The organism is Caballeronia arationis, assembly GCF_001544975.2.
In the GTDB taxonomy this organism is placed as follows: domain Bacteria; phylum Pseudomonadota; class Gammaproteobacteria; order Burkholderiales; family Burkholderiaceae; genus Caballeronia; species Caballeronia arationis.
Genome location: NZ_FCOG02000007.1, coordinates 141,436 through 167,087 on the forward strand (window position 1 = coordinate 141,436; position 25,652 = coordinate 167,087).

Below are 25,652 nucleotides of genomic sequence, written 5' to 3' on the forward strand. Positions count from 1 at the left end.
GATCGCTGCGTTCGGGTTGGGATTGGGTTGATTGTCCAACATCGTTTGATGCGCAGAAACATCAAACGGTGTTCAACAGATCCTCCCGAGCATCAGCGTAGCCAGACCCGGCATAGCGAAACCAGCTTGTCGACATCGATAGGTTTGGAAATATAGTCATCGGCGCCGGCCTCCAGGCACTTCTGCCGATCCGAAGGCATCGCCTTCGCGGTCAGCGCAATGATGGGCAAACGTGCATGCTCCGGCTGCTTGCGGATCTCGGTCATCGCGGTGAGGCCGTCCATTTCCGGCATCATGATATCCATCAGCACCAGATCGACATCCGGATGCCGCGCGAGCGAATCGAGCGCCTCCTGTCCGTTGCGCGCGATTTCCAGCTTCGCGCCCAGCGGTTCGATCACATGCGACAGCGCAAAAATATTGCGCACGTCGTCTTCGGCCAGAAGGATCGTGCGCCCCTCGAAGACGTCGTCGCGCTGGCGCGCCGCCCGCAGCATCCGCTGCTGCTCCGGCGGCAGGGCGCTCTCGACGCTGTGCAGGAACAGCGTCACCTCGTCGAGCAAACGCTCCGGCGACTTCGCACCCTTGATGATGATCGATTTCGAATATCGCCGCAGACGCTGCTCCTCTTCCTGCGAAAGCATCCTCCCCGTATAGACGATCACCGGCGGCGACGCGTGCTCGCCGCTCGTCGACACACGCTCCAGCAACTCGTAGCCCGAGCCGTCCGGCAGCGCCAGGTCCATCACCACGCAATCGAAGGCCGCGCGCGCCATTTCGTCGAGCGCGCCAGCAACTGTGCCCGCTTCCACGATCTCCACCGTCTCGCTCGCGAGCAGCGCGTGGATGCTCTCGCGCAGCACCGGATCGTCCTCGACGACCAGCACGCGCCGCATGCCCTGCGCCGAGCGCGCCTCCAGCTTGCGGATCGCGCCCGCGAGCGTCTCGCGCGCGCTCGGCTTGAGCGTATAGCCGATTGCGCCGAGATGCAGCGCGACGTCGGCGTGATCGGTTGAGGACACGATGTGGATCGGAATGTGGCGCGTGAGCGGATCGTGCTTCAGCCATTCGAGCACCGTCAGGCCCGACTGGTCCGGCAGGCCGACGTCGAGCAGGATGCCGCTCGGCTGCAGGTCGCGCGCGAGTTCGACGCCCTGCGTCGCCGTGGTCGCGTGCACGCAGTCGAAGTCGAGCTCGTGCGCCAGATCGTAGAGGATGTTCGCGAACGGCAGGTCGTCCTCGATCACGAGGATCACGCGGTCCGGACGCTTGAGGTTCGCGCGGTCGTCGGCGATGGGGCTCGGCGCGGGCATCGCCGGTGCGGCCACGTTCGCCGGCGGCGCCGTCCACGCCGACGCATCGCGGACCGGCGCGGCCTGAGCCTGCAGAGGCGCCATGGCCGCGAGCGCCGAGATGGACGCGGACTGCGTGACGCCGGCTGCCGGCTGCATCGAATTGCCGATCGATTCGACCTTCGCGGTCACGATGCCTTCGCGCGCCTCGATCGGCAGCGTCACGGAAAACACGCTGCCCTTGCCGACTTCGCTCGACACCTTCACCGAACCGCCCAGGAGCCGCGAGAACTCGCGCGAGATGGAAAGCCCGAGGCCGCTGCCGCCGTATTTGCGGCTCGTGGTGCCGTCGGCCTGCTGGAATGCCTGGAAGATCAGGTCCTGCTTGTCGGGCGCGATGCCGATACCCGTATCGCGCACGTCGAAGCGCAAGGCGTCATCGCCGGCCATCTCGACCGCCACCGTCACCTGCCCGCGCTCGGTGAACTTGAACGCATTCGACAGCAGATTGCGCAGCACCTGCAAGAGGCGCTGGTTGTCGGTGACGAAGTACTGCGGCACGCCCGCGCCGTGCTCGGTCACGAATTCGACGCCCTTGTTCTGCGCGACCGGCGCAAACGACTGCCTGAGCGACTGCAGGATCGAATCGACGGCGACGGGCGCGAACTGCACGTCCATCTGCCCGGCTTCCACCTTCGAAAGATCGAGGATGTCGTTGATGAGCGCGAGCAAATCGCTGTTCGACGAATGGATCGTCGCGGCGTAGCGCACCTGCTCGTCGCTCAGGTTGCCGTGCTTGTTGTCCTGCAGGAGCTTCGCGAGAATCAGCGAACTGTTGAGCGGCGTGCGCAGCTCGTGCGACATGTTCGCGAGAAACTCGGACTTGTACTGGCTCGCGCGCTTGAGCGAGAGCGCGTTCGCGGAGAGTTCCTGCTGCGCCCGCAGCAGTTCCGCCTTCTGCCGCTCCAGATGCTGCGTGTGCTCCTCAAGCTGCACGTTGGTCTGTTCGAGTTCCGCGGCCTGCGTTTCGAGCCGAGCCTGCGAGTCCATCAGCGCGCGGCCGCGCTCTTCCAGTTCCTCGTTCGATACGCGCAGTTCTTCCTGCTGAACCTGCAGTTCCTCGCTCTGACGCTGCGTTTCTTCAAGCAGCTCGACGAGCCGCGAGCGGTAGCGCGCGGAGCGCAGCGCCATGCCCATGCCTTCGGAGGCCATTTCCAGCACTTCGCGCGTGTCGTCGAAACGGTTGTCTTCGCCGAGAAAGCCCACTTCGATCACGCCCGCCAGTTCGCCATCCGCGAAGAGCGGCGCCATCACGACCTTCGACGCGCTCGCCGAGCCGAGCGCCGAACCCGCCTTGAGATAATGGCCCGACGCGTCGCGCAGTTCGAGCGCGCGCTTGTCGTCGATCATCTGCCCCGTGAGCCCGACGCCCCGCTTGATCGTGCGCGGCGCGACGTCTTCGCCCGGCAGCGCCCAGGACGCGATGCGCGTGAGCTCGTCGCCGTCGAGCCCGTAGATCACGCCGACTTTCGCATTGACGTAAGGCACGAGGGAACGCAGGATGCTCGCGCCGATCGAAGCAGGCGACTGCTCGCCGCGCATCTGCAGACCGATCTGCGCGACGCCTTGCTGGAGCCACGCGATGCGTTGTACGCTCAGCCGCGATTTGATATAGAGGTAGGCCACCGCGCCCAGCACGAGCAGCACGAAAATGCCCATCGCGCGGTTGATCGACAGCACGTCGGTGTTGGCCGCGGCACTGCTGTTCGAGAGCACATAGCCCGCGACGATCAGCACCGAAGCGGCGCTCGCGGTCGCGACCGGCACGATCGGGCGGTCGGTCCACATGCACATCACGACCGGCAGCACGTAAAACACCCAGATCGCGACGCGCATCGGCGTGAGCCAGTCGATCAGGAACACCGTGACGAGCAGGATCGAAATGGCGAAGTAGAGCCAGACGGATAGGTTTCGACTGTCTTTGGACATTGGCTGTTGGCTTTTTGTTTAGGACCGCGCGCATGGCTCGGAAGCGGCAGGCACGGACCTTAGCACGTCCCGCAAGTCCTTGTCACACCTAGGTCCGCGGGCGTTTCAACACGCACTGGAGGCCCGCACATGTTACCCGCAGACGATTCGTCGAAGGCACAAAAGAGGAAATAATGACCGATTTTTCAAGGGGCCGCGTGCTCGTCACCGGCGCGTCCGGGTTCGTCGGATCGGCGGTCGCGCGTATCGCCGTCGAACGCGGCTTCGACGTGCGCGTGCTGATGCGCACAACCAGTTCGCGGCAGAACATCGAAGCGCTCGACGCCGAAGTCGTGCTCGGCGACATGCGCGACGAAGCGTCGATGCGCGCCGCGCTAAAGGGCGTGCGCTTCCTGTTTCACGTCGCCGCCGACTACCGCATCTGGGCGCCGGACCCGGGCGAGATCGAGCGCTCGAACCTCACCGGCACCGAAGCGACGATGCGCGCGGCGCTCGCCGAGGGCGTCGAGCGGATCGTGTACACGAGCAGCGTCGCGACGCTGAAGGTGACGAGCGCGGGCGTGATCGTCGACGAGACGAAGCCCGCCGACCCGAGCCAGACCATCGGCGCGTATAAGCGCAGCAAGGTGCTTGCCGAGCGCGCCGTCGAGCGGATGGTCGCGAACGACCGGCTGCCGGCGGTGATCGTGAATCCGTCGACGCCGATCGGCCCGCGCGACGTCAAGCCGACGCCGACCGGGCGCATCATCGTCGAGGCCGCGACCGGCAAGATTCCCGCGTTCGTCGACACGGGCCTGAATCTCGTGCACGTCGACGACGTCGCGGCCGGCCATTTCCTTGCCCTCGAACGCGGGGCGATCGGCGAGCGCTACATCCTCGGCGGCGAGAACCTGCCGCTCCAGCAGATGCTCGCCGACATCGCCGCGCTGTCAGGCCGCAAGCCGCCGACGATCAGGCTGCCGCGCGGCCCGCTCTATCCGCTCGCCGTCGGCGCGGAACTGGTGGCGAAGTTCACCGGGCGCGAGCCGTTCGTGACCGTCGACGCGCTGCGCATGTCGAAGAACAAGATGTACTTCACGTCCGCGAAAGCGGAGCGCGATCTGGGCTATCGCGCGCGGCCGTACCGCGAAGGCCTGCGCGACGCGCTCGACTGGTTCCGGGCCAACGGCTATCTCACCCGCTGACGCGGGCCTCGGGCGCATCAGAACACGGTCTTGCTGTCGATGATGTCCACCTCGACCCCGATCTCCTCCGCAAGATCGACGAGCTTCTTCGTGACGCCGGGGTCGTCGCCTGCGGGGTCCTTGTCCCAGAGCAGGATCAGCGTCACGCGATCGGGGCCGAAAGCTAGCGCGTTGAACAGCATCCACACGCTGTTCCGATGCCAGACGTCATAGGGCGGCTGTTGTGCGAACCATTTGGGCAAGCCCACCTGCGGGTCGGCGTCCGGATCGAGGTCCAGCAGCACGCGGCACGTCGCGCCGAGTTCGTCGTACAAGGTGTCGAAGCGGTCGAGCCAGTCGTCGTCGGCGGGGCGCACGGCCAGATTCGTGAAGGACGCCCGTGGCCGGGCGAGATACATCCACGTCGCGACACCGCTCGCCTTGCAGGCCTCGTGGAAGAGGATGTCGCCGCCGCTGCGCCCGCTTGCCATTCCCAGTTCCACGCCGCCCGGCCGCTCGCACACGCGCTGCAATCGCTTGCCGATGGCTTGCGCCGCCGCCTGGCGCGCTTCGGGCGTGCGCGGGAAGCGCGGATTCTTCCGGCCGGCGTCGTCGACGCAATGTCCCGCGAACAGGACGATCCGGCTGCGTGCGCCGGCCGGCGCCTCGGCCTGAGCCGTATCGACCGGGGGAAACGCGGCGAGGCCCGCGGCGACGTTGTCCCTCAGCACGCCGACCGTCTGCAACAGGATGAGTTGCGCCCGTGCGGAATTGATCGCGATCGGCGACACGTCCTTGTACTTCTCGACGACCTGCCGGTACCCCAGTCCGACCTTTCTCGGATCGCTGCTCACGAGGCAGCGCAGATCGGCTGCCGTAAAAGCTCGCCAGACCGCGTTTTTCTCCTTTTCAGTCTGGTCCGCGCTTTCTAGCGCGAGCGCCACGCCTGCCTTCAGGCTATCGATCCGCTCCTTCACGCGATTGAGTTCGCGGGAGGCCATCTCGGCCGGTTCGAGGCTATCGTCGTCGGGTTGACTGAGTTCCCACTGCTGCGGATAGAGCTGCGCGAGTTCGCGCTGGATCACCCTGAGCGCAACCGCGTTGATCGCCGAGTAGTAATGGTTGCGGTCCGCCCTGAAGCCTTCCTCGTACGCGGCGAGCGAATCGGCGAAGAGCCCGGACTCCAGCGTGGATTCGGGCGGCGAAGCCTTGAGCGATTCCAGCCATTGCGCCTTCAGGTTGCTGCCGAGCAGCGCCTGCTTTTCGGCACGCAGCGAAGGCGGCAGGTCGGTGCGCGAGCGAATGCGCTCGACTGCATCGTTCGACTCGTTGAAGTTGCCGAGCTTCTGATAGATAGTGCTCAGCTTCAGGTTCGCTTCGAGGTCGGATTCGTCGTTGCGAAGAATCGCCTCCCAGGTCGCCCTCGCGCCCACGTGCCGCTGATGGTCGAACTGCTTGCGGCCAATCAGGCGCAGGCCCGCCCTCGCCCACGGAAACGAACGCGCTTCGCGGGCCAGCAGCGCGAGGTCGCCCCAGTAGAGGTCGCGCGTCCCGGTCGCAGCGTACTTGCTCGCCCGCTCGATGGCGCGATCGGCGCATTCCTTGAAGCCGACCGGCACCGCAAGGAAGTCGTCCGGCGAGGGAGCGCGAAGTTTCGGCAGGAGCTTGAAGACGGGGCTGTCCGACACCGACGAGGCCGACCCTTGGCTGATTGCCGCGACGAGTTTGTCGAGCGCCTCGGCCGGATTGCCGATCGGGTACGCCACGTAGCGGTCGGTCAGCAGGTCGAAGGGCACGGCGTCGGGCGCCAGCTCGGCAAGCTCGCCGCCGACGCCGCGCAGCAGGACCGTGATCCGGTCGCGCAACGCGTGGCGGATGCCGAGTTCGTAGTAGACGTTCGCGTTGTGCAGCGTCATGTCCGCGATGACGATGTCGGCGGTCAGGAGCAGCTCGAACATCGACTCGCGGATATTGCCGGGGCTCATGATTTCCGAGGTCGTCCGGCCTTCTATGCCGCATTGGGTCAGCGCGGCGTCGATCAGCGTCTCGCCGACATGGTCGAAGTCCATTCCCCGCTTCGTGCCGAAGGGGCGAACGATGAATGCGCGCATGTCGTACTCCTTTGCCCCGCTGACGCCCGGTGTCGGGATCGGCCGGTTCGATCGTTGCGGCGGGCGAGCGACTCGCCTCGGCAGTAATCTAGTAAAGGAATACCTGTCGTCTCAGACAATTGTTATGCGCGATGCGCCTTTGGGTGGCTGATTGTTCGTCAAAACGCGTGTGCCGCGCGGAAATCCCGTCGCTCGTTCCGCCCGCCCTGGACAAATCGCCCCCGCGCCCCGCGCACCCTCACGCAGCCCGCAGCACGAAGCGCTTCACGATCTGCTTCGCCTGAAACACGCGCCGGTCCAGAAACAACTGGCGGCGATACTTGACGACCGGCGGCAACGTCCGCCCCGCCGCATGCTCGCGATACTTGTCCGCTACACTGCGCACGCGCGCTTCCGCCTCCCGATGATCCTTGCTCGGCGTCTTCGACGCCTCGAGGCACATGTAGCGAAACGCCTTGTCGAAGATCGTCATCCAGTACGCTTCGTTCGCCGTATCTTCGTCGCTGCGTTCGAGGGCTTCTTCCGCGCACAGGCCGAGGCAGTGCACGGTGAAACTGCTCGCCCGATACGTAATGCTGTCTCGCCGGCGCCGGTAGACATAAAGCTCTTCCGGCACGCGATAAAGGCTGCGCGCCTTCGAGTAAATGCCAGGAATGACCGCAACATCCTCATACACACGGCCGGGTGGAAACGGCACGCCGTCCCAAAGTTCGCTGCGATACACGCGCGCAAACGCGAAGTTCTGGAAGACGTTCGCGAATTCCATCAGCGCGGGCATGCCGCCGGGCGTAAAGCCCTTGGCGCCCGGCGGCAGCAACTTGAGGTGATCGACGAGTTCGCCGGCGAGATTCATCACGCGGACATCGAATTCGATGATGTCAGCAGCCTGCCGCTCGACGAGGGGCAGGATGATCTCGCAGAAGTCGGGGTGCAGCAGGTCGTCGGCATCGAGATAGCCGATGTAGGGCGTCGTCACCGCCGCGATGCCGACATTGCGCGCGACGCTCAGGCCGCCATTCTTCTGCCGGATTACCTTGATGTCCTTGTCGGCATGTCGGGAACGCACTTCCTCGATGCGCTCGAAGGTCGAATCGGTGGCGCCGTCGTCGACGATGATGAGTTCGACCTCCGCCGCCCTCGGTTGCGACAGAAGCGAATCGAGAGCGGCGGTGATGAATCCCTCGACGTTATATGCCGGCACGACAACTGACATGAGCTTGGGCAATCTCGGTCTCCGGTCGACGCAGCTTCCCGTCCGGCCGCCCTTTTTCGTGCCACGTGCTTCGTGCAGGGCTGCACCAGGGAAGCATGCAGGTTGATGACCAGAAAAGGCTAACGGATCAGTATGTCGTCCATTGTGCGACTTCGCACAGACACCCCGACTTCGCGCGAGGCAAATCCGGGGCCCGACCGATTGTGCGACCGCCGCTGCGGACGGTCGGTAGTTCTGCCCTGACTACGTGTAAGGACTGCATCGGATCAACGCACTACGAGCATTTTGTCACAAGGTGTAGGGACGGCGCGGGGGTGCAGCGGGTAAAATCGCGGCCTTGGATAGCAAGGCACACGAGACGCAAGGCAATCGCATGAAACTAGAAGACCAGCTCGGCGCGCTGGAGTTGAGCCTCGATGAGCTCCTCCAGGCCGCCAACACTCCTTTCGATACCGAACCCGCCGCAGAAACCGGAGCCGCGCCACAACAGGCCGAAGCTGCCGCCGACGAAAAGCCGATGCTGAATGTGTCGCGCCCGGACCGCGACGCGATCGAAATGTCGATCGGCGGACAGTCGGTGCTGCTCAATCCCGAGGGCGTTTCGCGGCTGATCGAGGAACTCTCGAACGCGCGCGCTTCGATGACGGTGGAACAGCCCGGCGGCCTGCCGCCGGGCTGGCGTTTCGCCGCCACGCGCAATCCGACGATGGCGACGCAGAAGCAGTCGAACGGCGACCGCCTGCTCGTGCTGCGTCATACGGGCCACGGCTGGGTGCCGTTTACGTTCTCGCCCGATACGGTCATCGAGATGTACGCGATGCTGACCAAGCGCTAAGACGCGCGTTCAAGCGGACCGCCGCGAATGCGGCCGCCCGCGCGCCGCTCAGGCGGCTTTCAGGAGCCCGTGCGGATCGATGACGAACTTGCGCGGCGCACCGCCATCGAACTTCCGGTACCCTTCCGGTGCTTCATCGAGCGACACCACCGAAACGTTCACGATATCCGCGATCGGCAGCCGGTCCCACAGGATCGCCTGCATCAGGTTGCGGTTGTACTTCATCACGGGCGTCTGTCCCGTATGGAACGAATGCGACTTGGCCCAGCCGAGTCCGAAGCGAATGCTCAGGCTTCCTTTACGCGCGGCGGCGTCGGCGGCGCCCGGATCGTCGGTCACGTAAAGGCCCGGAATGCCGATCGCGCCCGCTGCGCGCGTGATTTCCATCAGCGAATTGAGCACGGTCGCCGGCGCTTCCTCGTTGTGTCCGCTGCTGCCGTGGCCATGCGCCTCGAAGCCGACGCAATCCACCGCGCAGTCCACTTCCGGTTTGCCGAGAATCTGCTCGATCTGCTCACCGAGCGTGGCGTCCATTGAGAGATCGATGGTCTCGAAGCCCATCTTGCGCGCATGCGCGAGACGCTCCTCGTTCATGTCGCCGACGATCGTGCACGCCGCGCCGAGCAGGCGCGCCGAAGCAGCCGCCGCCATCCCGACCGGTCCCGCGCCCGCGACATACACGGTCGCGCCCGGCTTGACGCCCGCCATCACGGCGCCGTGGTAGCCCGTCGGCAGGATGTCGGAGAGGCACGTCAGGTCGCGGATCTTCGACATCGCCTGCGCGTGGTCGGGAAACTTCAGCAGATTGAAGTCGGCGTACGGAACCATCACGTATTCGGCCTGCCCGCCGATCCAGCCGCCCATGTCGACATAGCCGTACGCGCCGCCCGCGCGCGACGGATTCACGTTCAGGCACACGCCGGTGTGCTGCGCCTTGCACGTCGGGCAGCGCCCGCAGGCGACGTTGAACGGCACCGAAACCAGATCGCCGATGGCGAGCGTTTCGACGTCGCGCCCGATCTCGATCACTTCGCCGGTGATCTCGTGCCCGAGCACGAGGCCGACTTCCGCCGTGGTCCGGCCGCGCACCATGTGCTGGTCGGACCCGCAGATATTGGTGCTGACCACCTTGAGAATCACGCCGTGGCCGATGTCGCGGCCACGCGGATCGACCATCTTCGGATAGTCGATCGACTGCACTTCCACCTTGCCCTGCCCTAGATACACGACGCCGCGATTGCTGCTCATTGTTCGTCTCCATGTCTCGTGGACGGCTGGCATGACTGCACGTCACGCCCCGTCTATCGAGCGTAGCGCCGCGGGCACCCTGTGAGGCACGCACAACGCGACACCGGTTTGAACGATTGCGACACGCTCAGTGGGAACCGTACGCGAGCCGATGCGCGATCCACACGACCGCGACCGCCAGCACGAGCGCGCCATAAGGCAGCAAGTCGCGCACGCCGCGCCGCCGCGACGCAGACGGTTCAAGCTCCATGTCCTCCTTCATGCGCGCGGGAAAGCGCCCCTTGTCCTGCCAGAAGTGGCGATAGGCGAACACCTGCACGATCAGCAGCATGGCGATCAGGCCGTTCCTCATCGTCCCTTCTCCCTGCAGGTCCGCGCCCGCGCCGATGAACGCGAGGTTCGCGTAGCCGCACAGCGCGCCCGCCGCGAGCAGCCACGTCGGACAGCGAAACGGCCGCGACCAGTTGCCGCGATCCATCCGGTGAATCCAGCCCGACTGCAGATTGAGGAACACGAAGATCATGTAGCAGACGTTCGAAATCGACAGGACCGTCATGTAATCGGACATCATCAGGAGGACGAGGTTGAAGCCGAGGTCGGTCCACATCGCGCGCGTGGGCGCGCCGTGCTCGTTCACATGCGAGAGAAAGCGCGGCAGCCAGCCATCGACGGACGCCTGGTACAACGTGCGCGACGAACCCATCATCGAAGTCATCACGATCAGCAGCACGGAAAGCATCAGCATCACGACGATCGCATTCGCCACCCACGCGCCGCCGCCGATCATGTGCGCCATCGCCGCGCCGACCCCGGTTCCATCGACGATGCGCGGGTCCAGCATGCCGTGCGTTCCCAGCACGCCCTGGAACGCGAGCGGCACGAGCGTCATCACGACGAGACACAACGCACCCGACCAGAAGATCGCCTTCGCGGTATCGCGCTTCGGATCGCGGAATTCGCGCGTGTAGCACACGGACGTCTCGAAGCCGTACGACGCCCAGCCCGCCATGAACATCGCGCCCATCGCCATCGTGATGCCGGTGCCGTTCCATGCGCCAAAGGTCGAGGCGCTCGCGTTGCCCGCGGCGTCGTATCCGAGCGGCAGGAGCGGAAATAGATGCGAGAGCGGCACGTCGCCAGTCACGAACGGCACGATGCCGACGACCAGAAGCGGCGTGAGCGACGCGATGCCAAGAATGCGCTGCGTCTTCGCAGCCTTGGATGCGCCGCTGTGCTGCAGCCTGAACGTGATCAAGAGGAGCGCGGCGGCCAGCAGGAACGTTGCGTTGATGCGCAGCGTCAGGCCCTGCTTCACGAAAGAGAGATCGGCGAGCTTGAGATGCCAGGTGTTGATCGCGGCATCGGCGGGAAAGAGCGCGGAGAGCGCGTAATTCGCGGCAAGACCCGTGCCGAGCGCGAGCATCGGCGACCACGCGAGCCAGTTGCACCACACCGAGACCGGCGCGAGCAGCTTGCTGTAGCGCACCCAGCCAATCGCGCCATACACCGACGCGCCGCCGGACTTGTGCGGAAAGAGCCCGGAAATCTCGGCGTAAGTGGCGCTCTGGATGAGACCCATCGATATCGACGCGATCCATATCGCCCAGGCGGGCTGGCCGATCGTCGCGCAGACGCCGCCGATGGTGAACAGCACGCCGGCCGGCACGCCGCTCGTGACCCAGAACGCATCCTTCCATGTCAGGCCGCGACGCAGCGCGCCGCTCGGTTGATCGGTGTGATGCGCAGCGTGCTCGATCATGTCGCTGCGTGCACGCAGTTCCGCTTGCTCCATCGGTCGTCTCCATTCAGGCGCGCGCCGCGCGTGGGGTGCGTGGCGTGGCAGGCAGTTCGAAGGAATGCCGCATGGGCATCGATGCATTGCCCGTGCAGCGTGCGGCAGGAGTGCCGCCGGATTCGCATTCGGTTTTCGCTTGGCGCGAAGGCCCGACGTGCCTGTCGCGGACGGCGTGCATCCGCGTGGTTGCTCTTCTCATTGGCCGAGCGCGAGGACGTCTCCTTCCCTGCGCTGACCGGTCGTTCGTTTTGGCCGAGCCGCCGCAGGTGTCCGCGGCGGTTTTTATTGATTGACCGTTCAATATAAAAACCTTAACATGGCCATCTCGAATTTGCAAAATTGTTCCGCCCGAAACCACGAAACGCGCCGGAGGACGACGTCATGCCCAAGCTTGGAATGCGCGAGATACGCCGCGCTCAGTTGATCGACGCCACGCTCCTGACCATCGACCAGGCCGGTCTCGGCGGCGCGACGCTCGCCTCGGTGGCGCAGCGCGCGAGCATTTCGACGGGCATCGTCAGCCACTATTTCGGTGACAAGGACGGCCTGCTCGAAGCCACCATGCGCCATGTGTTGCGCGACCTGTGGAACGCGACGTCGAGCCGGCGCCGCGCGGCGAAGTCCGATCCGCGCTCGAAGCTGCGCGCCGTCGTCGCGGCGAATTTCGATGCGGCGCAAGTGAGCGGCCCTGTCATGAAGACGTGGCTCGCGTTCTGGTCGGAAAGCATGCACAGGCCGCAATTGCGCCGGCTTCAGTACGTGAACACGCGGCGCCTCAATTCGAACCTGTGCGCGGAATTTTCGAAGGCGCTGCCGCGCGCCGCCGCACGGCGGGCCGCAAGCGGCCTTGCCGCGCTGATCGACGGCCTGTGGCTGCGCGGCGCACTGTCCGGCGAGCCGTTCGACACCAAAGCGGCGATGCGTCTCGCCAACGAATACATCGACCTCGTGCTCGAAGCACGCAACTGAGTCGAGCAACCGAATCCCTCTGCAAGGAGCACGCGATGCCCGCATACGAACTGCAACGCCTCTACCTCGGCGGCGCTCATGTCGACGCCACGAGCAACGAGACCTTCGACACGCTCGATCCCGCCACCGGCGAAACGCTCGCGACCGTGCAGCAGGCATCGGCGGCGGACATCGATCGCGCGGTTCAGTCCGCGCGCGAAGGCCAGCGCGTCTGGGCCGCGATGACCGCGATGCAGCGCTCGCGCATCCTGCGGCGCGCGGTCGAACTGCTTCGCGAGCGTAACGACGAACTCGCCGAACTGGAAATGCGCGACACCGGCAAGCCGATCGCGGAAACGAAGGCCGTCGATATCGTCACGGGCGCCGACGTGATCGAGTACTACGCGGGCCTTGCTACAGCGATCGAAGGCCAGCAGATTCCGCTGCGCCCCGAGTCGTTCGTCTATACGCGTCGCGAGCCGCTCGGCGTGTGCGCGGGCATCGGCGCGTGGAACTATCCGATCCAGATCGCGTGCTGGAAGTCCGCGCCAGCGCTCGCCGCCGGCAACGCGATGATCTTCAAGCCGAGCGAAGTCACACCGCTCACGGCCCTCAAGCTCGCCGAAATCTATACCGAAGCGGGCGTACCCGACGGCGTCTTCAACGTCGTGCAGGGCGACGGGCGCGTCGGCGCGATGCTCGCGGCGCACCCTGGCATCGCGAAGGTGTCGTTCACGGGTGGCGTCGAAACCGGCAAGAAGGTGATGTCGCTCGCGGGCGGATCGTCGCTCAAGGAAGTGACGATGGAACTCGGCGGCAAGTCGCCACTCGTCGTCTTCGACGACGCGAACCTCGAACGCGCCGCCGACATCGCGATGAGCGCCAACTTCTTCAGCTCGGGCCAGGTCTGCACCAACGGCACGCGCGTGTTCGTGCAACGTTCCGTGCTCGCACGATTCGAAGCGCTGATCGTCGAGCGCGTGAAGCGCATTCGCGTCGGCTCGCCTGCCGAGCCTTCCACCAACTTCGGCCCGCTCGCAAGCGCCGCGCAGTTGCAGAAGGTGCTCGGCTACAACGAAAGCGGCAAGCAGGAAGGCGCGCGTCTCATCGCGGGCGGCGCACGCATGACGGAAGGCGATTTCGCGCGCGGCCAGTTCGTCGCGCCGACCGTCTTCACCGATTGCCGCGACGACATGCGCATCGTGCGCGAAGAGATCTTCGGCCCGGTGATGAGCATCCTCGCGTTCGACGACGAAGACGAAGCCATCGCGCGCGCCAACGATACGGAATACGGCCTTGCGGCCGGCGTCGTGACGGAGAACCTGTCGCGTGCGCATCGCGTGATTCATCGTCTCGAAGCGGGCATCTGCTGGATCAACACATGGGGCGAATCGCCCGCGGAGATGCCGGTCGGCGGCTACAAGCAGTCGGGCGTGGGGCGCGAGAACGGCATCACGACGCTCGAACACTACACGCGCATCAAGTCCGTGCAGGTCGAGCTCGGCCCTTATCAACCGGTGTTCTGAAGGAGTTTCCGATGAGCGCGAACGAATACGACTACATCGTCGTCGGTGCGGGATCGGCGGGCAACGTGCTCGCCACGCGCCTGACGGAAGACGCAGACGTCACCGTGCTGCTGCTCGAAGCCGGCGGCCCCGACTATCGCTTCGACTTCCGCACGCAGATGCCGGCGGCACTCGCATATCCGCTGCAGGGACGCCGTTACAACTGGGCCTACGAAACCGACCCGGAACCGCACATGGACAACCGTCGCATGGAGTGCGGGCGCGGCAAGGGGCTTGGCGGATCGTCGCTGATCAACGGCATGTGCTATATCCGCGGCAATGCGCTCGACTACGACAACTGGGCCGAACAGAAAGGGCTGGAAGACTGGACCTATCTGGATTGCCTGCCGTATTTCCGCAAGGCGGAGACGCGCGATGTCGGTGCGAATGCGTATCACGGCGGCGACGGCCCCGTGCACGTGACGACGAGCAAGCCCGGCAACAACCCGCTCTTCGCCGCGATGGTGGAGGCGGGTGTGCAGGCGGGCTATCCGCGCACCGAAGACCTCAACGGCTATCAGCAGGAAGGCTTCGGCCCGATGGACCGCACCGTGACCGCCAGGGGCCGCCGCGCGAGCACTGCGCGCGGCTATCTGGATCGCGCGAAAACGCGGCCGAACCTCACCATCGTCACGCACGCGGTCACGGATCGCGTGCTGTTCTCGGGCAAGCGCGCCATCGGCGTCGCGTACCTGCATGGCGGCGAGCGCATCACCGCGCACGTTCGGCGCGAAGTGCTGGTGTGCAGCGGCGCGATCGCCTCGCCGCAACTGTTGCAGCGCTCGGGCGTCGGACGCTCGACGTGGCTGCGCGAGTTCGACATCCCGCTCGTGCTCGACTTGCCGGGCGTAGGTGAGAACTTGCAGGATCACCTCGAGATGTACATGCAGTACGAATGCAAGGAACCGGTGTCGCTTTATCCGGCGCTGCAATGTTGGAACCAGCCGGCAATCGGCCTTGAATGGATGCTGAACGGCACGGGAACAGGCGCGAGCAACCAGTTCGAGGCGGGCGGCTTCATCCGCACGCGCGACGACGATCCGTGGCCGAACATCCAGTATCACTTCCTGCCGGTCGCGATCAACTACAACGGCTCGAATCCGATCAGGATGCACGGCTTCCAGGCGCATGTCGGCTCGATGCGCTCGCCGAGCCGCGGACGCGTGAAGCTCAAGTCACGTGATCCGAATGCGCATCCCAGCATCCTGTTCAACTACATGTCCGACCCGCTCGACTGGCGCGAATTCCGCGACGCGATCCGCATCACGCGCGAGATCATGCGACAGCCGGCGCTCGACAAGTATCGCGGACGCGAACTGCATCCGGGCGCCGAACTCACGAGCGACGATCAGCTCGACGCCTTTGTCCGCGCGCGCGCGGAAACGGCTTTCCATCCTTCGTGCTCGTGCAAGATGGGCTACGACGACATGGCCGTCGTCGATGCCGAAGGGCGCGTGCACGGACTGGAAGCGCTGCGTGTCGTCGATGCGTCGATCATGCCGCAGATCACCACGGGCAATCTGAACGCACCGACTATCATGCTCGCCGAGAAGATCGCGGACTGCATTCGCGGACGCGAAGCGCTGGTCCGCGTCGATACGCCCTACTTCGTCGCGAATGGAGCGAAGGCGAGGAAGAAGGAGTTTGCGATAGTTTGAATGCGAAAAGAGCCGCTAACCAAGCGGCTCTTTTTTCATTCGCGCACCGGACTCAGCACGCCGTTCCCATCAGACTCTACCGCTTCCGATACGAGCGTCTCCAGCGCGAGTCCGCGTGTCTCGATGCCGAGCACCCACACCGCCGCCGCCGCGATCACGAAGCACAACGCGCCGAGCGAGAACACGCCGCCCTGCCCGAACGCGGGCAGCACGACCCCCACCACATACGGTCCGATCAGCGAACCCACGCGCCCGATCGCCGATGCGAACCCGGACCCCGTCGCGCGTGCGCCGGTGCCGTACAACTCCGGCGTGTAGGTGTAGAGCACGGCCCACATCGCGAAGAGGAAGAACTGCATCGCGAGGCCCGCGCAGATGAGGAGCGTCGGCGTTTCCGCGTGCAAGGCGGTCTGTCCGTACACGTAGGCCATCACGCCGCTGCCGACGAGCGACGCGATACAGGTCGGCTTGCGTCCCCAGCGTTCGACGAGCCACGCCGCGCAGAGAAACCCGGGCACGCCGCCGAGCGAGATCAGGACCGTGTAGAGCACCGACTTGGTCACGGCGAAGCCGGCCTGTTGCATCAGCGCACCGAGCCAGGACGTGAGGCCATAGAAGCCGAGCAGCGCGAAGAACCACAGCATCCACACCATGACGGTGCGCCGCCTGTATGCCGCGCTCCAGATCTCGCGGAACGCGCCGGTGCCTTTCGGCGCGGGCGGCTCGCTCAGCATCGCGGGCGCGGGCAGTTCGCGCAGGCCGCGCGCTTTCATCACCTTCGCTTCGACTTCAGCGAGCACCTTGTCCGCTTCGGCGAGACGTCCGCGATGTTCGAGCCAGCGCGGCGATTCCGGCACGACCCGCCGCACGATCAGCACGAACACAGCGGGGATGGCGAGCAGCGCGAACTCGGTGCGCCAGCCGAACTGCGGCAGCACGAAGTACGACACCACGCCCGACGCGATGAAGCCGAGCGGCCAGAAGCCGTCCATCAGCGCGATGAGTCGTCCGCGCGAGGCAGCGGGAACGAACTCGGAGAGGAGTGTCTGCGCGATCGGAAACTCCATGCCCATTCCGACGCCGAGCAATACGCGAAAGAAGATCAGCGATTCGACGCTGTGCGCGGTCGAACAGAGATACGACGCAAGTCCCCACAGGACCATGCTCCACTGGAACACCGGGCGGCGTCCGAAGCGATCAGCGAGCAGGCCGGCGACGGCCGCGCCGAGCACCATGCCGAAGAAGCTGGCGCTCGCGACAAGGCCGGCTGTCGCGGTAGACAAGCCGAACTCCGTCTTGATCGAACCGAGGACGAAGGTCATCGTGCCGAGGTCGACCGAGTCGAAGAAGAACGCGATGGCGATGATGATGAAGATGGTGCGGTGATAGCCCGAGAACGGCAGGCGTTCGAGGCGGGCGGCGGCGCTCGCGCGCGGCTGTACGGCAATGGACATGGCTTTTTCCTTTTTGCGGGCTGTCGCCGCGGACAAGTTGGGCCTGTTCAGTAGATGCCGACATAAAAGGGGGTTATAGAAGAAATGCGTCGTCCGGCTTGTATCCAGGCGACATCACCTGACTCGGGCCCGCGCGGCACGCGCCACCCGCGCCAGCGCCTCATGACTGAGCCGCGCGGCAACCCTGTGCACATATTCGTGATGCCGCTCCTCCAGCGGCGCCCCGAGATACTGCGCATGAAGATACCGGATCAGCGCGATCTTCCGATGCTTCAACGCAATGCTCTGTTCGAGCAAAGCCACCGCCGCACGCACATCGCGCTGTTTGCAGGCAAGCTCGGAAAGCCTCGTAGTTTCAACCCGCGTCGACAGCATGACGTGAACGCTCCCGCATCGACCACGCGTCGAAATCCGCCCGCCGCCAGTCGAGTTCGATACCCAGCCGCCGCGTGCCTTCGCGAATCTTCGGCTTGTAGAGCAACAGCGTGATCGCATCGAGCGCGGGCCATTCGTCGAACGACAGCGCCGCGATCTCCACGGCCAGCATCTCCAGCAAACGAGTATGCGGCTTGGAAGTCAGAAACGCGCTCACGCGCTCGCACCACGCCTCATAGTCGAGCAGATGCGAACACGCCTCGTCGGGCACGCCACGATAGATCAGGCTCGCATCGATCGCAACCGGCTGAGGCGCACGATGCTCATGCGCGTGAAGACCGATGCGCGTGTCCACGACCAGCTCATCGACCACGATGCGCCAGCCGCGTCCCCCCGGCGACATAGGCTCGAACGGCTTCACGACATCAGCGGCTCGGCCGCGTCGAGCATGATCTTCACGAAGTAGTCCGCGAAGCTGCGGCGCACGACCAGTTCGAACGAATCGTCGCCGGTGGGCAGGAGCGTCAGCGACGCTTTGAAGTAATGGCTCTGCGCGCATTGGCCCCGGCCGAACAGCTTCGGATGCAGGTCGAGCGGACAGCCGCGCGACAGCACTTCGCGCGTGCGCGTGCCGGCGATTTCGAGCACCGTATAGCCGCTGCCGATATCCACCGCCGACGCGAAGACGCCCTTGAACGCAGCGATCAGCTTGCCTTGCAGCGGCGCGGTCCGCGACGCGTCATGCGCCGTCGCCGAACGCACGAGCCACTCGTCGGGTCCGAGCCACAGCGCGTCGTAGCCGTTGCCTTGCGCGATCGTGTTCGGCCTTTCCGGCGGACGGCAGCCGATCACGCTTTCCACCGCGCTCATGAACGCGGCATCGCGCGTGTCGCCACGCACGATCACCAGTTCGAGAAACGGCCGCTCGGACAGACGAAACGCTTTCGATGCAGTCGCCTGATGCTTCTTCAGGAGCGCATCGGTACCGACGAGCGGCGACTCCTGCCACACACCCTGACCCGCGATGGCGCGGTCCACGACCGTCGACGAACCTCTAGTTTCATTCCACATGTTGACGTGCTCCTTCGCTGTCGTAGAACACCGAGCTGGTGATTTTTGCTGCAATCTGCTTGCCGCTCGCAAGCGGGATCGTGACCGATTCGCCGATCTTGTCGAGGCCGCCCTTCACGACGGCGAGCGCGATCGAGCGCTTCAGGATCGGGCTGTAGTAACTCGACGTGACGTGCCCGAGCATCGGCGCGGTCTCGCCCTGCAAGGGACCCGCGATGATCTGCGAGCCTTCCGGGACCACGAGAGCCGGATCGTCGGTAAGCAGGCCGACAAACTGCTTGCGCCCCGCCTTCGACGTGTCCGAACGCGTGAGCGAACGCTTGCCGAGAAAGTCCTTCGACTTCGCGACGAGCCCGCCCATGCCGAGGTCGTAAGGCGTCATCGAGCCGTCCGTATCCTGACCGACGATGATGTAACCCTTCTCCGCACGCAGCACGTGCATCGTTTCCGTGCCGTACGGCGTGATGTCGAATTCGGCGCCCGCGGCCATGATCGCTTCCCACACCGCGCGTCCGACGTTCGCCGGCACGTTCACTTCATAAGCGAGTTCGCCCGAGAAGCTGATACGCATCACGCGCGATGCCGCACCCGCGACCGTGCCTTCGCGATAGCTCATGAACGGAAAGGCGGCATTGGCGAAATCGATGTCGCGGCAGACCTTTTGCAGCACCTTGCGGCTGTTCGGACCGACGACCGCGAACGTGGCCCAGTGGTCCGTCACCGAGGCGAGACGCACGCGCATGTCGGGCCATTCCGTCTGCAGCCAGCGTTCGAGCCACGTCAGGACGCGCGCCGCGCCGCCCGTGGTGGTCGTCATCATGTAGTGCTGGTCGGCGAGGCGCACGGTCACGCCATCGTCGAAGATCATGCCGTTCTCGTCGAGCATCAGGCCGTAGCGGCACTTGCCGACTTCCAGCTTGCTCCACGGATTCGTGTAGACCCAGTTCAGGAGCTTCGCGGAGTCCGGGCCCTGGATGTCGATCTTGCCGAGCGTCGATGCATCGAGGATGCCGACGCTCTGCCGCACCGCGAGCGATTCGCGCGCGACCGCCGCGTGCATGTCTTCGCCCGCCTTCGGGTAATACCACGGACGCTTCCAGTTGCCGACGTCCTCGAACGCCGCGCCGTTCTCGACGTGCCATTCGTGGACCGCCGTCTTGCGCACCGGATCGAGGAACTCGCCGAGTTCGCGGCCCGCGAACGTGCCGAACGTGACCGGCGTGTAGTTCGGCCGGAAGGTCGTCGTGCCGGTCTCGGGAATCGTCTTGCCGAGCGCCTGCGCGAGAATCGCCATGCCGTTGATGTTGCCGAGCTTGCCCTGATCGGTGCCGAAGCCCATCGCCGTGTAGCGCTTCACGTGCTCGACCGATTCGAAGCCCTCGCGCGCGGCGAGGAAGATATCGGCGGCGGAAACGTCGTTCTGGTAGTCGATGAACTGCTTCGGACCGCGCGTCGCGAGTTCGCGTCCGCCGACGAGCCACAGCGGCTGCATCGGCGCTTCGCTGATCTCGGCGACGTGCACCGGATTCGGACGCGCGACGATGAAGCCCGCCGCGCGCGCCGCCTCGACGCCCGCATCGACCGAAAAGCGGATGCCGCGCGCCAGCGTGAATTCACCCGCACATGCGCCGACGCTGCTCTCCGCCTGCATGGCCTTGCCGGGCACGAAGCACGCCTTCTCGTCGTGCCAGTGTGCCTTGCCGCCCGACTGCGCGAACAGATGCAGCACCGGGCTCCAGCCGCCCGACATCGCGACCAGATCGCAATTCAGTTCGGCCTGTTTCGCGCCGACCGTGCCGTTCGAATACGCGGCCACGTCGACCGATGCGACCCGCAGCTTGCCATGCGCCGCCGTCACGACCGCCCCCGTCATCACCTTGACGCCGTGGCGCCGTGCGAGCGCGGGCAGCGTGCCCTTCGACTCGCCAGCGCGCGGATCGACGACCGTCACCTGCGCGCCTGCCGCCTTCAGGTCGAGCGCGCATTGATAGCCGTCGTCGTTGTTTGCGAACACGACGACATTGCGCCCCGGCAACACTGCATAGCGATGCAGGTATGTGGACACGGCGGACGCCAGCATGATGCCCGGCAGATCGTTGTTGCCGAAGACGATGGGCCGCTCGTGCGCGCCCGTCGCGAGGATCACGCGCTTTGCGCGCACCTTCCACATCAGCTCGCGCGTGCCTTTTCGCAGCGACACCGGCAGATGTTCGGTGAGCTTTTGCGTGATCGTCACGAGGTTGTGGTCCTGATAACCAAAAGCGTTACTGCGCGAGAGAATCTTGACCTCCGGCATCTTGCGCAATTCGGCTTCGATGCGTTGCACCCATTGCAGCGCGGGCTTGCCGTCGATCTCCGCGCGGCAGGACAGGAGCGAACCGCCGAGTTCCGGCTGGTCGTCGACGAGAATCACGCGCGCGCCGGACAATCCCGCCGCATGCGCCGCCGCCAGCCCTGACGGGCCGCCGCCAACCACCATCACGTCGCAATGCGCGAAGCACTTGTCGTAGCGATCCGCATCGAGATGCTCGGGCGCACGGCCGAGACCCGCCGCATCGCGGATCACTTCTTCGTACTTCGGCCAGAACTTGCGCGGCCACATGAAGGTCTTGTAGTAGAAGCCCGCGGGAATGAAGCGCGCGATCTTCTGGTTGACCGCCATGCGGTCGTTCTCGATATTCGGCTTCGCGTTCACGCTCGTTGCGACGAGTCCCTGATACAGCTCGATCTCGGTCGCGCGCGCATTCGGCACCGTGTAGGCGCCGGTTTCCAGCTGGACGACGGCGTTCGGCTCCTCGACACCCGCCGTCACGATGCCGCGCGGCCGGTGATACTTCCAGCTGCGCGCGACGAAGTGCTGCCCGTTCGCGAGCAGCGCGGACGCGAGCGTGTCGCCCTGAAAGCCCTGATAGGTGCGGCCGTTGAACGTGAAGGTCAGCGGGATTGCGCGGTTGATGCGTCCGCCCGTGGCGAGTCGGTCTTTCTGGCTCATTTCGTCGTGCCCTCGTTGCTATCCATGACGGCCAGCGGACGGTCGAACGTCTCGTAGCCCTGAATCTCGTAGCTCACCGTGTCGCGCTGCGCCTTGAACCAACGGCGGCAGCCCTGTGCGTGCATCCATTGCTCGCGATGCACGCTGCGCGGATTCTTGCGCATGAAAAGGTAGTCGCCCCATTCGCGGTCGGTGAGCTTGTCGGTGTCGAGCGGCCGTACGATGTCGGCTTCGCCGCCGCACGAGAATTCGGTTTCTGCGCGCGGTCCGCACCAGGGGCATTCGATCAGCAGCATGTGTATCTCCAGTGCGTTCGCGTCAGTGGGCCACGGCAGCGGCGCCGTGCTCGTCGATCAGATGACCGGTGTAGAAGCGGTCGAGCGAGAAGGCCGCGTTCAGCGCATGCGGCTCGTCCTTCGCGATGGTGTGCGCATAGGCCCAGCCTGAACCCGGCGTCGCCTTGAAGCCGCCCGTGCCCCAGCCGCAGTTGAAGTAGAGGCCCTTCACGTCGGTCTTGCTGATGATCGGGCAGGCGTCCGGCGACAGATCGACGATGCCGCCCCACTGGCGGTTCATGCGCACGCGCGAGAACACCGGAAACATTTCGACGATCGCTTCGAGCGTCCCTTCGATGGTCTGGAAGCTGCCGCGCTGGCCGAACCCCGTGTACTGATCGACGCCCGCGCCGATCACGAGATCGCCCTTGTCGGACTGGCTGATGTAAGCGTGCACCGCGTTCGACATCACGACCGTGTTGACCACCGGCTTGATCGGCTCGGAGACGAGCGCCTGCAGCGGATGACTTTCGAGCGGCAAGCGGATGCCCGCCATGTCCGCGAGCGTGGACGTATTGCCCGCCGCGACGATCGCGACCTTCTTCGCCTTGATGAAACCCTTCGTCGTATCGACGCCCGTCACCTGGCTGCCGTCGCGGCGGATGCCCGTGACCTGGCAGTTCTGCACGATATCGACACCCGCCTGGTCCGCGCCGCGCGCGAAGCCCCACGCGACCGCATCGTGACGCGCCACGCCGCCGCGTCGCTGGATCGACGCGCCGAGCACCGGATAGCGGCTATTCAGGTTGATGGTCGGTTCGAGTTCCTTGATCTGCGCGGGCGTGAGGAATTCGGCATCGACGCCGTTCAGCCGGTTCGCATTCACGCGGCGCTCGGTATCGCGCACGTCCTGCAGCGTATGCGCGAGATTCATCACGCCGCGCTGGCTGAACATCACGTTGTAGTTGAGGTCCTGCGAAAGCCCTTCCCACAGCTTCATCGCCTTCTCGTAGAGCGCGGCCGATTCGTCCCACAGGTAGTTCGAGCGCACGATGGTCGTGTTGCGCGCCGTATTGCCGCCGCCGATCCAGCCCTTCTCCAGCACCGCGACGTTGCGCACGCCGTGCTCCTTCGCGAGGTAATACGCGGTGGCGAGGCCGTGCCCGCCGCCGCCGACGATCACGACGTCGTATTCACGCTTGGGCTCCGGGCTCTTCCACTGGCGCTCCCAGTTCTCGTGATACGACATCCCGTTGCGCAACAGGCTGAATATCGAATAGCGGCTCATGATGTTTCCCTTTTCCTTCGTGACTTTCGTAGCAACGTTTTCAGCACTCGATGACGTTCACGGCGAGGCCACCGCGCGACGTCTCCTTGTATTTCGTCTTCATGTCTGCACCGGTCTCGCGCATCGTCTTGATGACGTTGTCGAGCGAGACGTAATGCTGGCCGTCGCCCTTCATCGCCATGCGCGCGGCGTTCAGCGCCTTGATCGCGCCCATTGCGTTGCGCTCGATGCACGGAATCTGCACGAGCCCGCCGACCGGATCGCAGGTCATGCCGAGGTTGTGCTCCATGCCGATTTCCGCGGCGTTCTCGACTTGCGTCGGCGTGCCGCCCATCACAGCGGCGAGCGCGGCGGCGGCCATCGAGCACGCAACCCCGACCTCGCCCTGGCAGCCGACTTCCGCGCCCGAGATCGACGCCGTTTCCTTGTAGATGATGCCGATCGCAGCGGCGGTCAGCAGGAACGTGACGATGCCTTCGTCGTTCGCGTTGTGCATGAACTTCACGTAGTAGTGCAGCACCGCCGGGATCACGCCCGCCGCGCCGTTGGTCGGCGCCGTGACGACGCGCCCGCCCGCCGCGTTTTCTTCGTTGACGGCCATCGCGTAGAGGTTGACCCAGTCGAGCATCGAGAGCGGATCGCGCAGCGACTCTTCCGAACGCGAGCGCAATTGCGTGCTGAGGTCAGCGGCACGGCGCTTCACCTTCATCGGGCCGGGCAATTCGCCGCGCACCTTGCAGCCGCGCTCGACGCAGGCTGCCATCGTGCGCCAGATCGCGAGCATGCCGTCGCGCACTTCCTGTTCGGTGCGCGATGCGCATTCGTTCTTCATCGTGACCTGTGCGATCGAGAGGCCGGTTTCGCGGCACACGCGCATCAGGTCGTCGCCGGTGCGAAAAGGATGCGGCACTTCTGCGCCCGCGCGCAGGCCGTTCACGCGATCGCCCTCGCGATTGATCACGAAGCCGCCGCCGACCGAGTAATACTCTTTCTCGACGAGCAACTGGCCGTTCTCGTCGAAAGCCTGAAAGCGCATGCCGTTCGGATGCACGACGCTCGAACCGGGTGCGCCCGGCATCAGCTTGCGGAAGAAGCCGATGTGCTCGCGCTCCTCGAACTTCACGACATGCTTGCCGAGCAGCGAAAGCTGCTTCGTCTCGCGGATGGCCTGAAGGCGCGGTTCGATCAGGTCAGGATCGATCAGGTTGGGCAGGTTGCCTTCGAGGCCGAGAAGGAGCGCCTTGTCGGTGCCGTGGCCCTTGCCCGTCGCGCCGAGCGAGCCGAACAGATCGACCTTGACGCGGCGCACGAACGCGAGCAGGTTGGCGTCCTCGATGTGCGACGCGAAGCGGCACGCGGCGATCATCGGACCGACAGTATGCGAACTCGACGGTCCGATGCCGATCTTGAACAGATCGAAGACGCTGACGTTCATGGCTTCCTTTGCTGGTTGCGATGCGTTGGGGTTTGCGTTTCAGTACGACGCCATTGCACCGCAGGCGAGTTTTGGCCGATAGAACAAAAACGGCAAGAGGATGGGATGGCGGCGTCAGGCGGCCCGTACAAGGCGGGCGGCGACGGATTTGCGGTGGTTATTGACGCATATGCGAAGGTGCGCAGGCGGGGGCGGGCCGCCTGCGAGGCGCTGGTCGCGCCGTGATCGACGGAGGATCAGGGGGTCCCGGTCGGGCTCTGCGGATTAAGCATGTACGGGGCGAGAACCCGGCGTATCGGGATCGACAATGCCTCCGGATGGCTTGCGAAAACCGTCTCCAGTCCGGCGATCAAGCCGCGCAGCGTATCGTGCTGGTGGCCGGACGGACCGTGCAGCACCAGCGTCTCCGCTGCGGCGACGGGACCCGTCGCGGCCAGCGCGAGCAGCAGAAAGCTGAACGGCGGCCGAAACAGCCCCGCTCCGAAATCGCGCACGAACCTTTCCACGATCTGCGCCGATGCCGCCATGAAAGGCGGCGAGGCACACAACAGGTCAAATTGCGGAGTCGTCGGTCCGGACCGAGTGTCGAATCGGCCGACATTCTCGATATCGCGGGACAAACGGACTATCGGAGCGGAGTGCGACATGATTATCGCTTTGGCACGATCGCAAAGCATCTGGACGTCCTTTTCTTCTAATTCTGGTTTCTCTCTCATTACCGGCCTCTTTGGTTGATTCACCTCGACGGGTGTTTATTTAAAGCGCGGGAATGATAATGAAGATCGCGAACGTCGTGCGGCCCGCATTGCGGTGACAAGCCATGCAAGCCGTTATATAGTCGGACCTGCAAAATTGGGTTTTGTTCGTGGACGCCTCGGGGCGTTCATCAGGTGGCCTTGTACTTTTCGAACTCAGGCAGTTGTAGGAGGTGCGAGCAAGGTTCCT

At 64.9% G+C, this 25,652-nt stretch carries 20 protein-coding genes; 6 read left to right on the forward strand and 14 right to left on the reverse strand.

Annotated features, from left to right (window positions below; all coding sequences use genetic code 11):
* Positions 1 to 92: 92 nt before the first annotated feature.
* The gene (locus AWB81_RS06465) at positions 93 to 3,281 is read right to left on the reverse strand and encodes a response regulator (protein ID WP_062633365.1); all 3,189 of its coding nucleotides are present in this window, start codon (positions 3,279 to 3,281) and stop codon (positions 93 to 95) included.
* 173 nt (positions 3,282 to 3,454) lie between these two features.
* Between AWB81_RS06465 and hpnA the strand changes: the two genes are divergently transcribed.
* Entirely contained in the window at positions 3,455 to 4,465 is a 1,011-nt protein-coding gene (gene hpnA, locus AWB81_RS06470; protein ID WP_062633366.1) for a hopanoid-associated sugar epimerase, read from the forward strand.
* Between the two features lie 17 nt (positions 4,466 to 4,482).
* Here hpnA and AWB81_RS06475 read toward each other — a convergent pair whose 3' ends face one another.
* Positions 4,483 to 6,555, reverse strand: coding sequence for a tetratricopeptide repeat-containing protein (locus tag AWB81_RS06475; protein WP_062633369.1), 2,073 nt, complete (start codon positions 6,553 to 6,555; stop codon positions 4,483 to 4,485).
* A 238-nt stretch (positions 6,556 to 6,793) separates the two neighbouring features.
* Positions 6,794 to 7,780, reverse strand: coding sequence for a glycosyltransferase family 2 protein (locus tag AWB81_RS06480; protein ID WP_087134832.1), 987 nt, complete (start codon positions 7,778 to 7,780; stop codon positions 6,794 to 6,796).
* Between the two features lie 361 nt (positions 7,781 to 8,141).
* Between AWB81_RS06480 and AWB81_RS06485 the strand changes: the two genes are divergently transcribed.
* Entirely contained in the window at positions 8,142 to 8,603 is a 462-nt protein-coding gene (locus AWB81_RS06485; protein WP_062633371.1) for a hypothetical protein, read from the forward strand.
* A gap of 48 nt (positions 8,604 to 8,651) precedes the next feature.
* Here the strand turns inward: AWB81_RS06485 and fdhA are convergent, their stop codons facing one another.
* Positions 8,652 to 9,851 (reverse strand): formaldehyde dehydrogenase, glutathione-independent, encoded by a 1,200-nt coding sequence (gene fdhA, locus AWB81_RS06490; protein WP_062633373.1) that lies wholly within the window; start codon positions 9,849 to 9,851, stop codon positions 8,652 to 8,654.
* 127 nt (positions 9,852 to 9,978) lie between these two features.
* On the reverse strand, positions 9,979 to 11,643 hold the full coding sequence (locus AWB81_RS06495; protein WP_062633374.1) for a trimethylamine N-oxide permease: 1,665 nt from the start codon (positions 11,641 to 11,643) through the stop codon (positions 9,979 to 9,981).
* Between the two features lie 71 nt (positions 11,644 to 11,714).
* Between AWB81_RS06495 and AWB81_RS06500 the strand changes: the two genes are divergently transcribed.
* The 4 genes from AWB81_RS06500 to betA all read left to right on the forward strand — a co-directional run bounded on the left by AWB81_RS06500 (position 11,715) and on the right by betA (position 15,817).
* Positions 11,715 to 11,939, forward strand: coding sequence for a hypothetical protein (locus tag AWB81_RS06500; protein WP_062633377.1), 225 nt, complete (start codon positions 11,715 to 11,717; stop codon positions 11,937 to 11,939).
* A gap of 88 nt (positions 11,940 to 12,027) precedes the next feature.
* Positions 12,028 to 12,615, forward strand: coding sequence for a transcriptional regulator BetI (gene betI, locus AWB81_RS06505; RefSeq protein ID WP_062633379.1), 588 nt, complete (start codon positions 12,028 to 12,030; stop codon positions 12,613 to 12,615).
* Between the two features lie 35 nt (positions 12,616 to 12,650).
* Positions 12,651 to 14,120: a betaine-aldehyde dehydrogenase gene (gene betB / locus AWB81_RS06510; RefSeq protein WP_062633381.1), complete on the forward strand. Its 1,470-nt coding sequence runs from the start codon at positions 12,651 to 12,653 to the stop codon at positions 14,118 to 14,120.
* Positions 14,121 to 14,131: 11 nt separating this feature from the next.
* Positions 14,132 to 15,817, forward strand: a complete 1,686-nt coding sequence (betA, locus tag AWB81_RS06515; protein ID WP_062633383.1) for a choline dehydrogenase — start codon at positions 14,132 to 14,134, stop codon at positions 15,815 to 15,817.
* A gap of 35 nt (positions 15,818 to 15,852) precedes the next feature.
* Here betA and AWB81_RS06520 read toward each other — a convergent pair whose 3' ends face one another.
* The 9 genes from AWB81_RS06520 to AWB81_RS44570 all read right to left on the reverse strand — a co-directional run bounded on the left by AWB81_RS06520 (position 15,853) and on the right by AWB81_RS44570 (position 25,423).
* On the reverse strand, positions 15,853 to 17,271 hold the full coding sequence (locus tag AWB81_RS06520; RefSeq protein WP_062633385.1) for an MFS transporter: 1,419 nt from the start codon (positions 17,269 to 17,271) through the stop codon (positions 15,853 to 15,855).
* Positions 17,272 to 17,385: 114 nt separating this feature from the next.
* Complete coding sequence (locus AWB81_RS06525; protein WP_062633388.1) at positions 17,386 to 17,646, reverse strand: hypothetical protein; 261 nt, start codon at positions 17,644 to 17,646, stop codon at positions 17,386 to 17,388.
* Complete coding sequence (locus tag AWB81_RS06530; protein ID WP_062633390.1) at positions 17,627 to 18,049, reverse strand: dihydroneopterin aldolase; 423 nt, start codon at positions 18,047 to 18,049, stop codon at positions 17,627 to 17,629. Before AWB81_RS06530 ends, AWB81_RS06525 begins: the two co-directional genes overlap by 20 nt.
* 14 nt (positions 18,050 to 18,063) lie before the next feature.
* Positions 18,064 to 18,717 (reverse strand): sarcosine oxidase subunit gamma, encoded by a 654-nt coding sequence (locus AWB81_RS46795; protein WP_062633392.1) that lies wholly within the window; start codon positions 18,715 to 18,717, stop codon positions 18,064 to 18,066.
* Positions 18,707 to 21,709 carry a sarcosine oxidase subunit alpha family protein gene (locus AWB81_RS06540; protein ID WP_062633394.1) on the reverse strand — a complete coding sequence of 1,001 codons (3,003 nt, stop codon included), beginning with the start codon at positions 21,707 to 21,709 and terminating at the stop codon, positions 18,707 to 18,709. Before AWB81_RS06540 ends, AWB81_RS46795 begins: the two co-directional genes overlap by 11 nt.
* A complete protein-coding gene (locus tag AWB81_RS06545) occupies positions 21,706 to 22,005 on the reverse strand; it encodes a sarcosine oxidase subunit delta (RefSeq protein WP_062633396.1) in 300 nt (99 codons plus the stop codon). The genes AWB81_RS06540 and AWB81_RS06545 overlap by 4 nt, the downstream gene beginning before the upstream one ends.
* Positions 22,006 to 22,027: 22 nt before the next feature.
* Positions 22,028 to 23,272, reverse strand: coding sequence for a sarcosine oxidase subunit beta family protein (locus tag AWB81_RS06550; RefSeq protein WP_062633399.1), 1,245 nt, complete (start codon positions 23,270 to 23,272; stop codon positions 22,028 to 22,030).
* 40 nt (positions 23,273 to 23,312) lie between these two features.
* A complete protein-coding gene (locus AWB81_RS06555) occupies positions 23,313 to 24,707 on the reverse strand; it encodes an L-serine ammonia-lyase (protein WP_062633400.1) in 1,395 nt (464 codons plus the stop codon).
* A 236-nt stretch (positions 24,708 to 24,943) separates the two neighbouring features.
* Positions 24,944 to 25,423 carry a hypothetical protein gene (locus AWB81_RS44570; protein WP_143753557.1) on the reverse strand — a complete coding sequence of 160 codons (480 nt, stop codon included), beginning with the start codon at positions 25,421 to 25,423 and terminating at the stop codon, positions 24,944 to 24,946.
* Positions 25,424 to 25,652: the final 229 nt, after the last annotated feature.

Coding starts and splice junctions, on each gene's coding strand:
- AWB81_RS06465 (WP_062633365.1), bottom strand. CDS start 3,281: ATGTCCAAAGACAGTCGAAACCTATCCGTCTGGCTCTACTTCGCCATT.
- hpnA (WP_062633366.1), top strand. CDS start 3,455: ATGACCGATTTTTCAAGGGGCCGCGTGCTCGTCACCGGCGCGTCCGGG.
- AWB81_RS06475 (WP_062633369.1), bottom strand. CDS start 6,555: ATGCGCGCATTCATCGTTCGCCCCTTCGGCACGAAGCGGGGAATGGAC.
- AWB81_RS06485 (WP_062633371.1), top strand. CDS start 8,142: ATGAAACTAGAAGACCAGCTCGGCGCGCTGGAGTTGAGCCTCGATGAG.
- fdhA (WP_062633373.1), bottom strand. CDS start 9,851: ATGAGCAGCAATCGCGGCGTCGTGTATCTAGGGCAGGGCAAGGTGGAA.
- AWB81_RS06495 (WP_062633374.1), bottom strand. CDS start 11,643: ATGGAGCAAGCGGAACTGCGTGCACGCAGCGACATGATCGAGCACGCT.
- AWB81_RS06500 (WP_062633377.1), top strand. CDS start 11,715: ATGGGCATCGATGCATTGCCCGTGCAGCGTGCGGCAGGAGTGCCGCCG.
- betI (WP_062633379.1), top strand. CDS start 12,028: ATGCCCAAGCTTGGAATGCGCGAGATACGCCGCGCTCAGTTGATCGAC.
- betB (WP_062633381.1), top strand. CDS start 12,651: ATGCCCGCATACGAACTGCAACGCCTCTACCTCGGCGGCGCTCATGTC.
- betA (WP_062633383.1), top strand. CDS start 14,132: ATGAGCGCGAACGAATACGACTACATCGTCGTCGGTGCGGGATCGGCG.
- AWB81_RS06520 (WP_062633385.1), bottom strand. CDS start 17,271: ATGTCCATTGCCGTACAGCCGCGCGCGAGCGCCGCCGCCCGCCTCGAA.
- AWB81_RS06525 (WP_062633388.1), bottom strand. CDS start 17,646: ATGCTGTCGACGCGGGTTGAAACTACGAGGCTTTCCGAGCTTGCCTGC.
- AWB81_RS06530 (WP_062633390.1), bottom strand. CDS start 18,049: ATGTCGCCGGGGGGACGCGGCTGGCGCATCGTGGTCGATGAGCTGGTC.
- AWB81_RS46795 (WP_062633392.1), bottom strand. CDS start 18,717: ATGTGGAATGAAACTAGAGGTTCGTCGACGGTCGTGGACCGCGCCATC.
- AWB81_RS06540 (WP_062633394.1), bottom strand. CDS start 21,709: ATGAGCCAGAAAGACCGACTCGCCACGGGCGGACGCATCAACCGCGCA.
- AWB81_RS06545 (WP_062633396.1), bottom strand. CDS start 22,005: ATGCTGCTGATCGAATGCCCCTGGTGCGGACCGCGCGCAGAAACCGAA.
- AWB81_RS06550 (WP_062633399.1), bottom strand. CDS start 23,272: ATGAGCCGCTATTCGATATTCAGCCTGTTGCGCAACGGGATGTCGTAT.
- AWB81_RS06555 (WP_062633400.1), bottom strand. CDS start 24,707: ATGAACGTCAGCGTCTTCGATCTGTTCAAGATCGGCATCGGACCGTCG.
- AWB81_RS44570 (WP_143753557.1), bottom strand. CDS start 25,423: ATGAGAGAGAAACCAGAATTAGAAGAAAAGGACGTCCAGATGCTTTGC.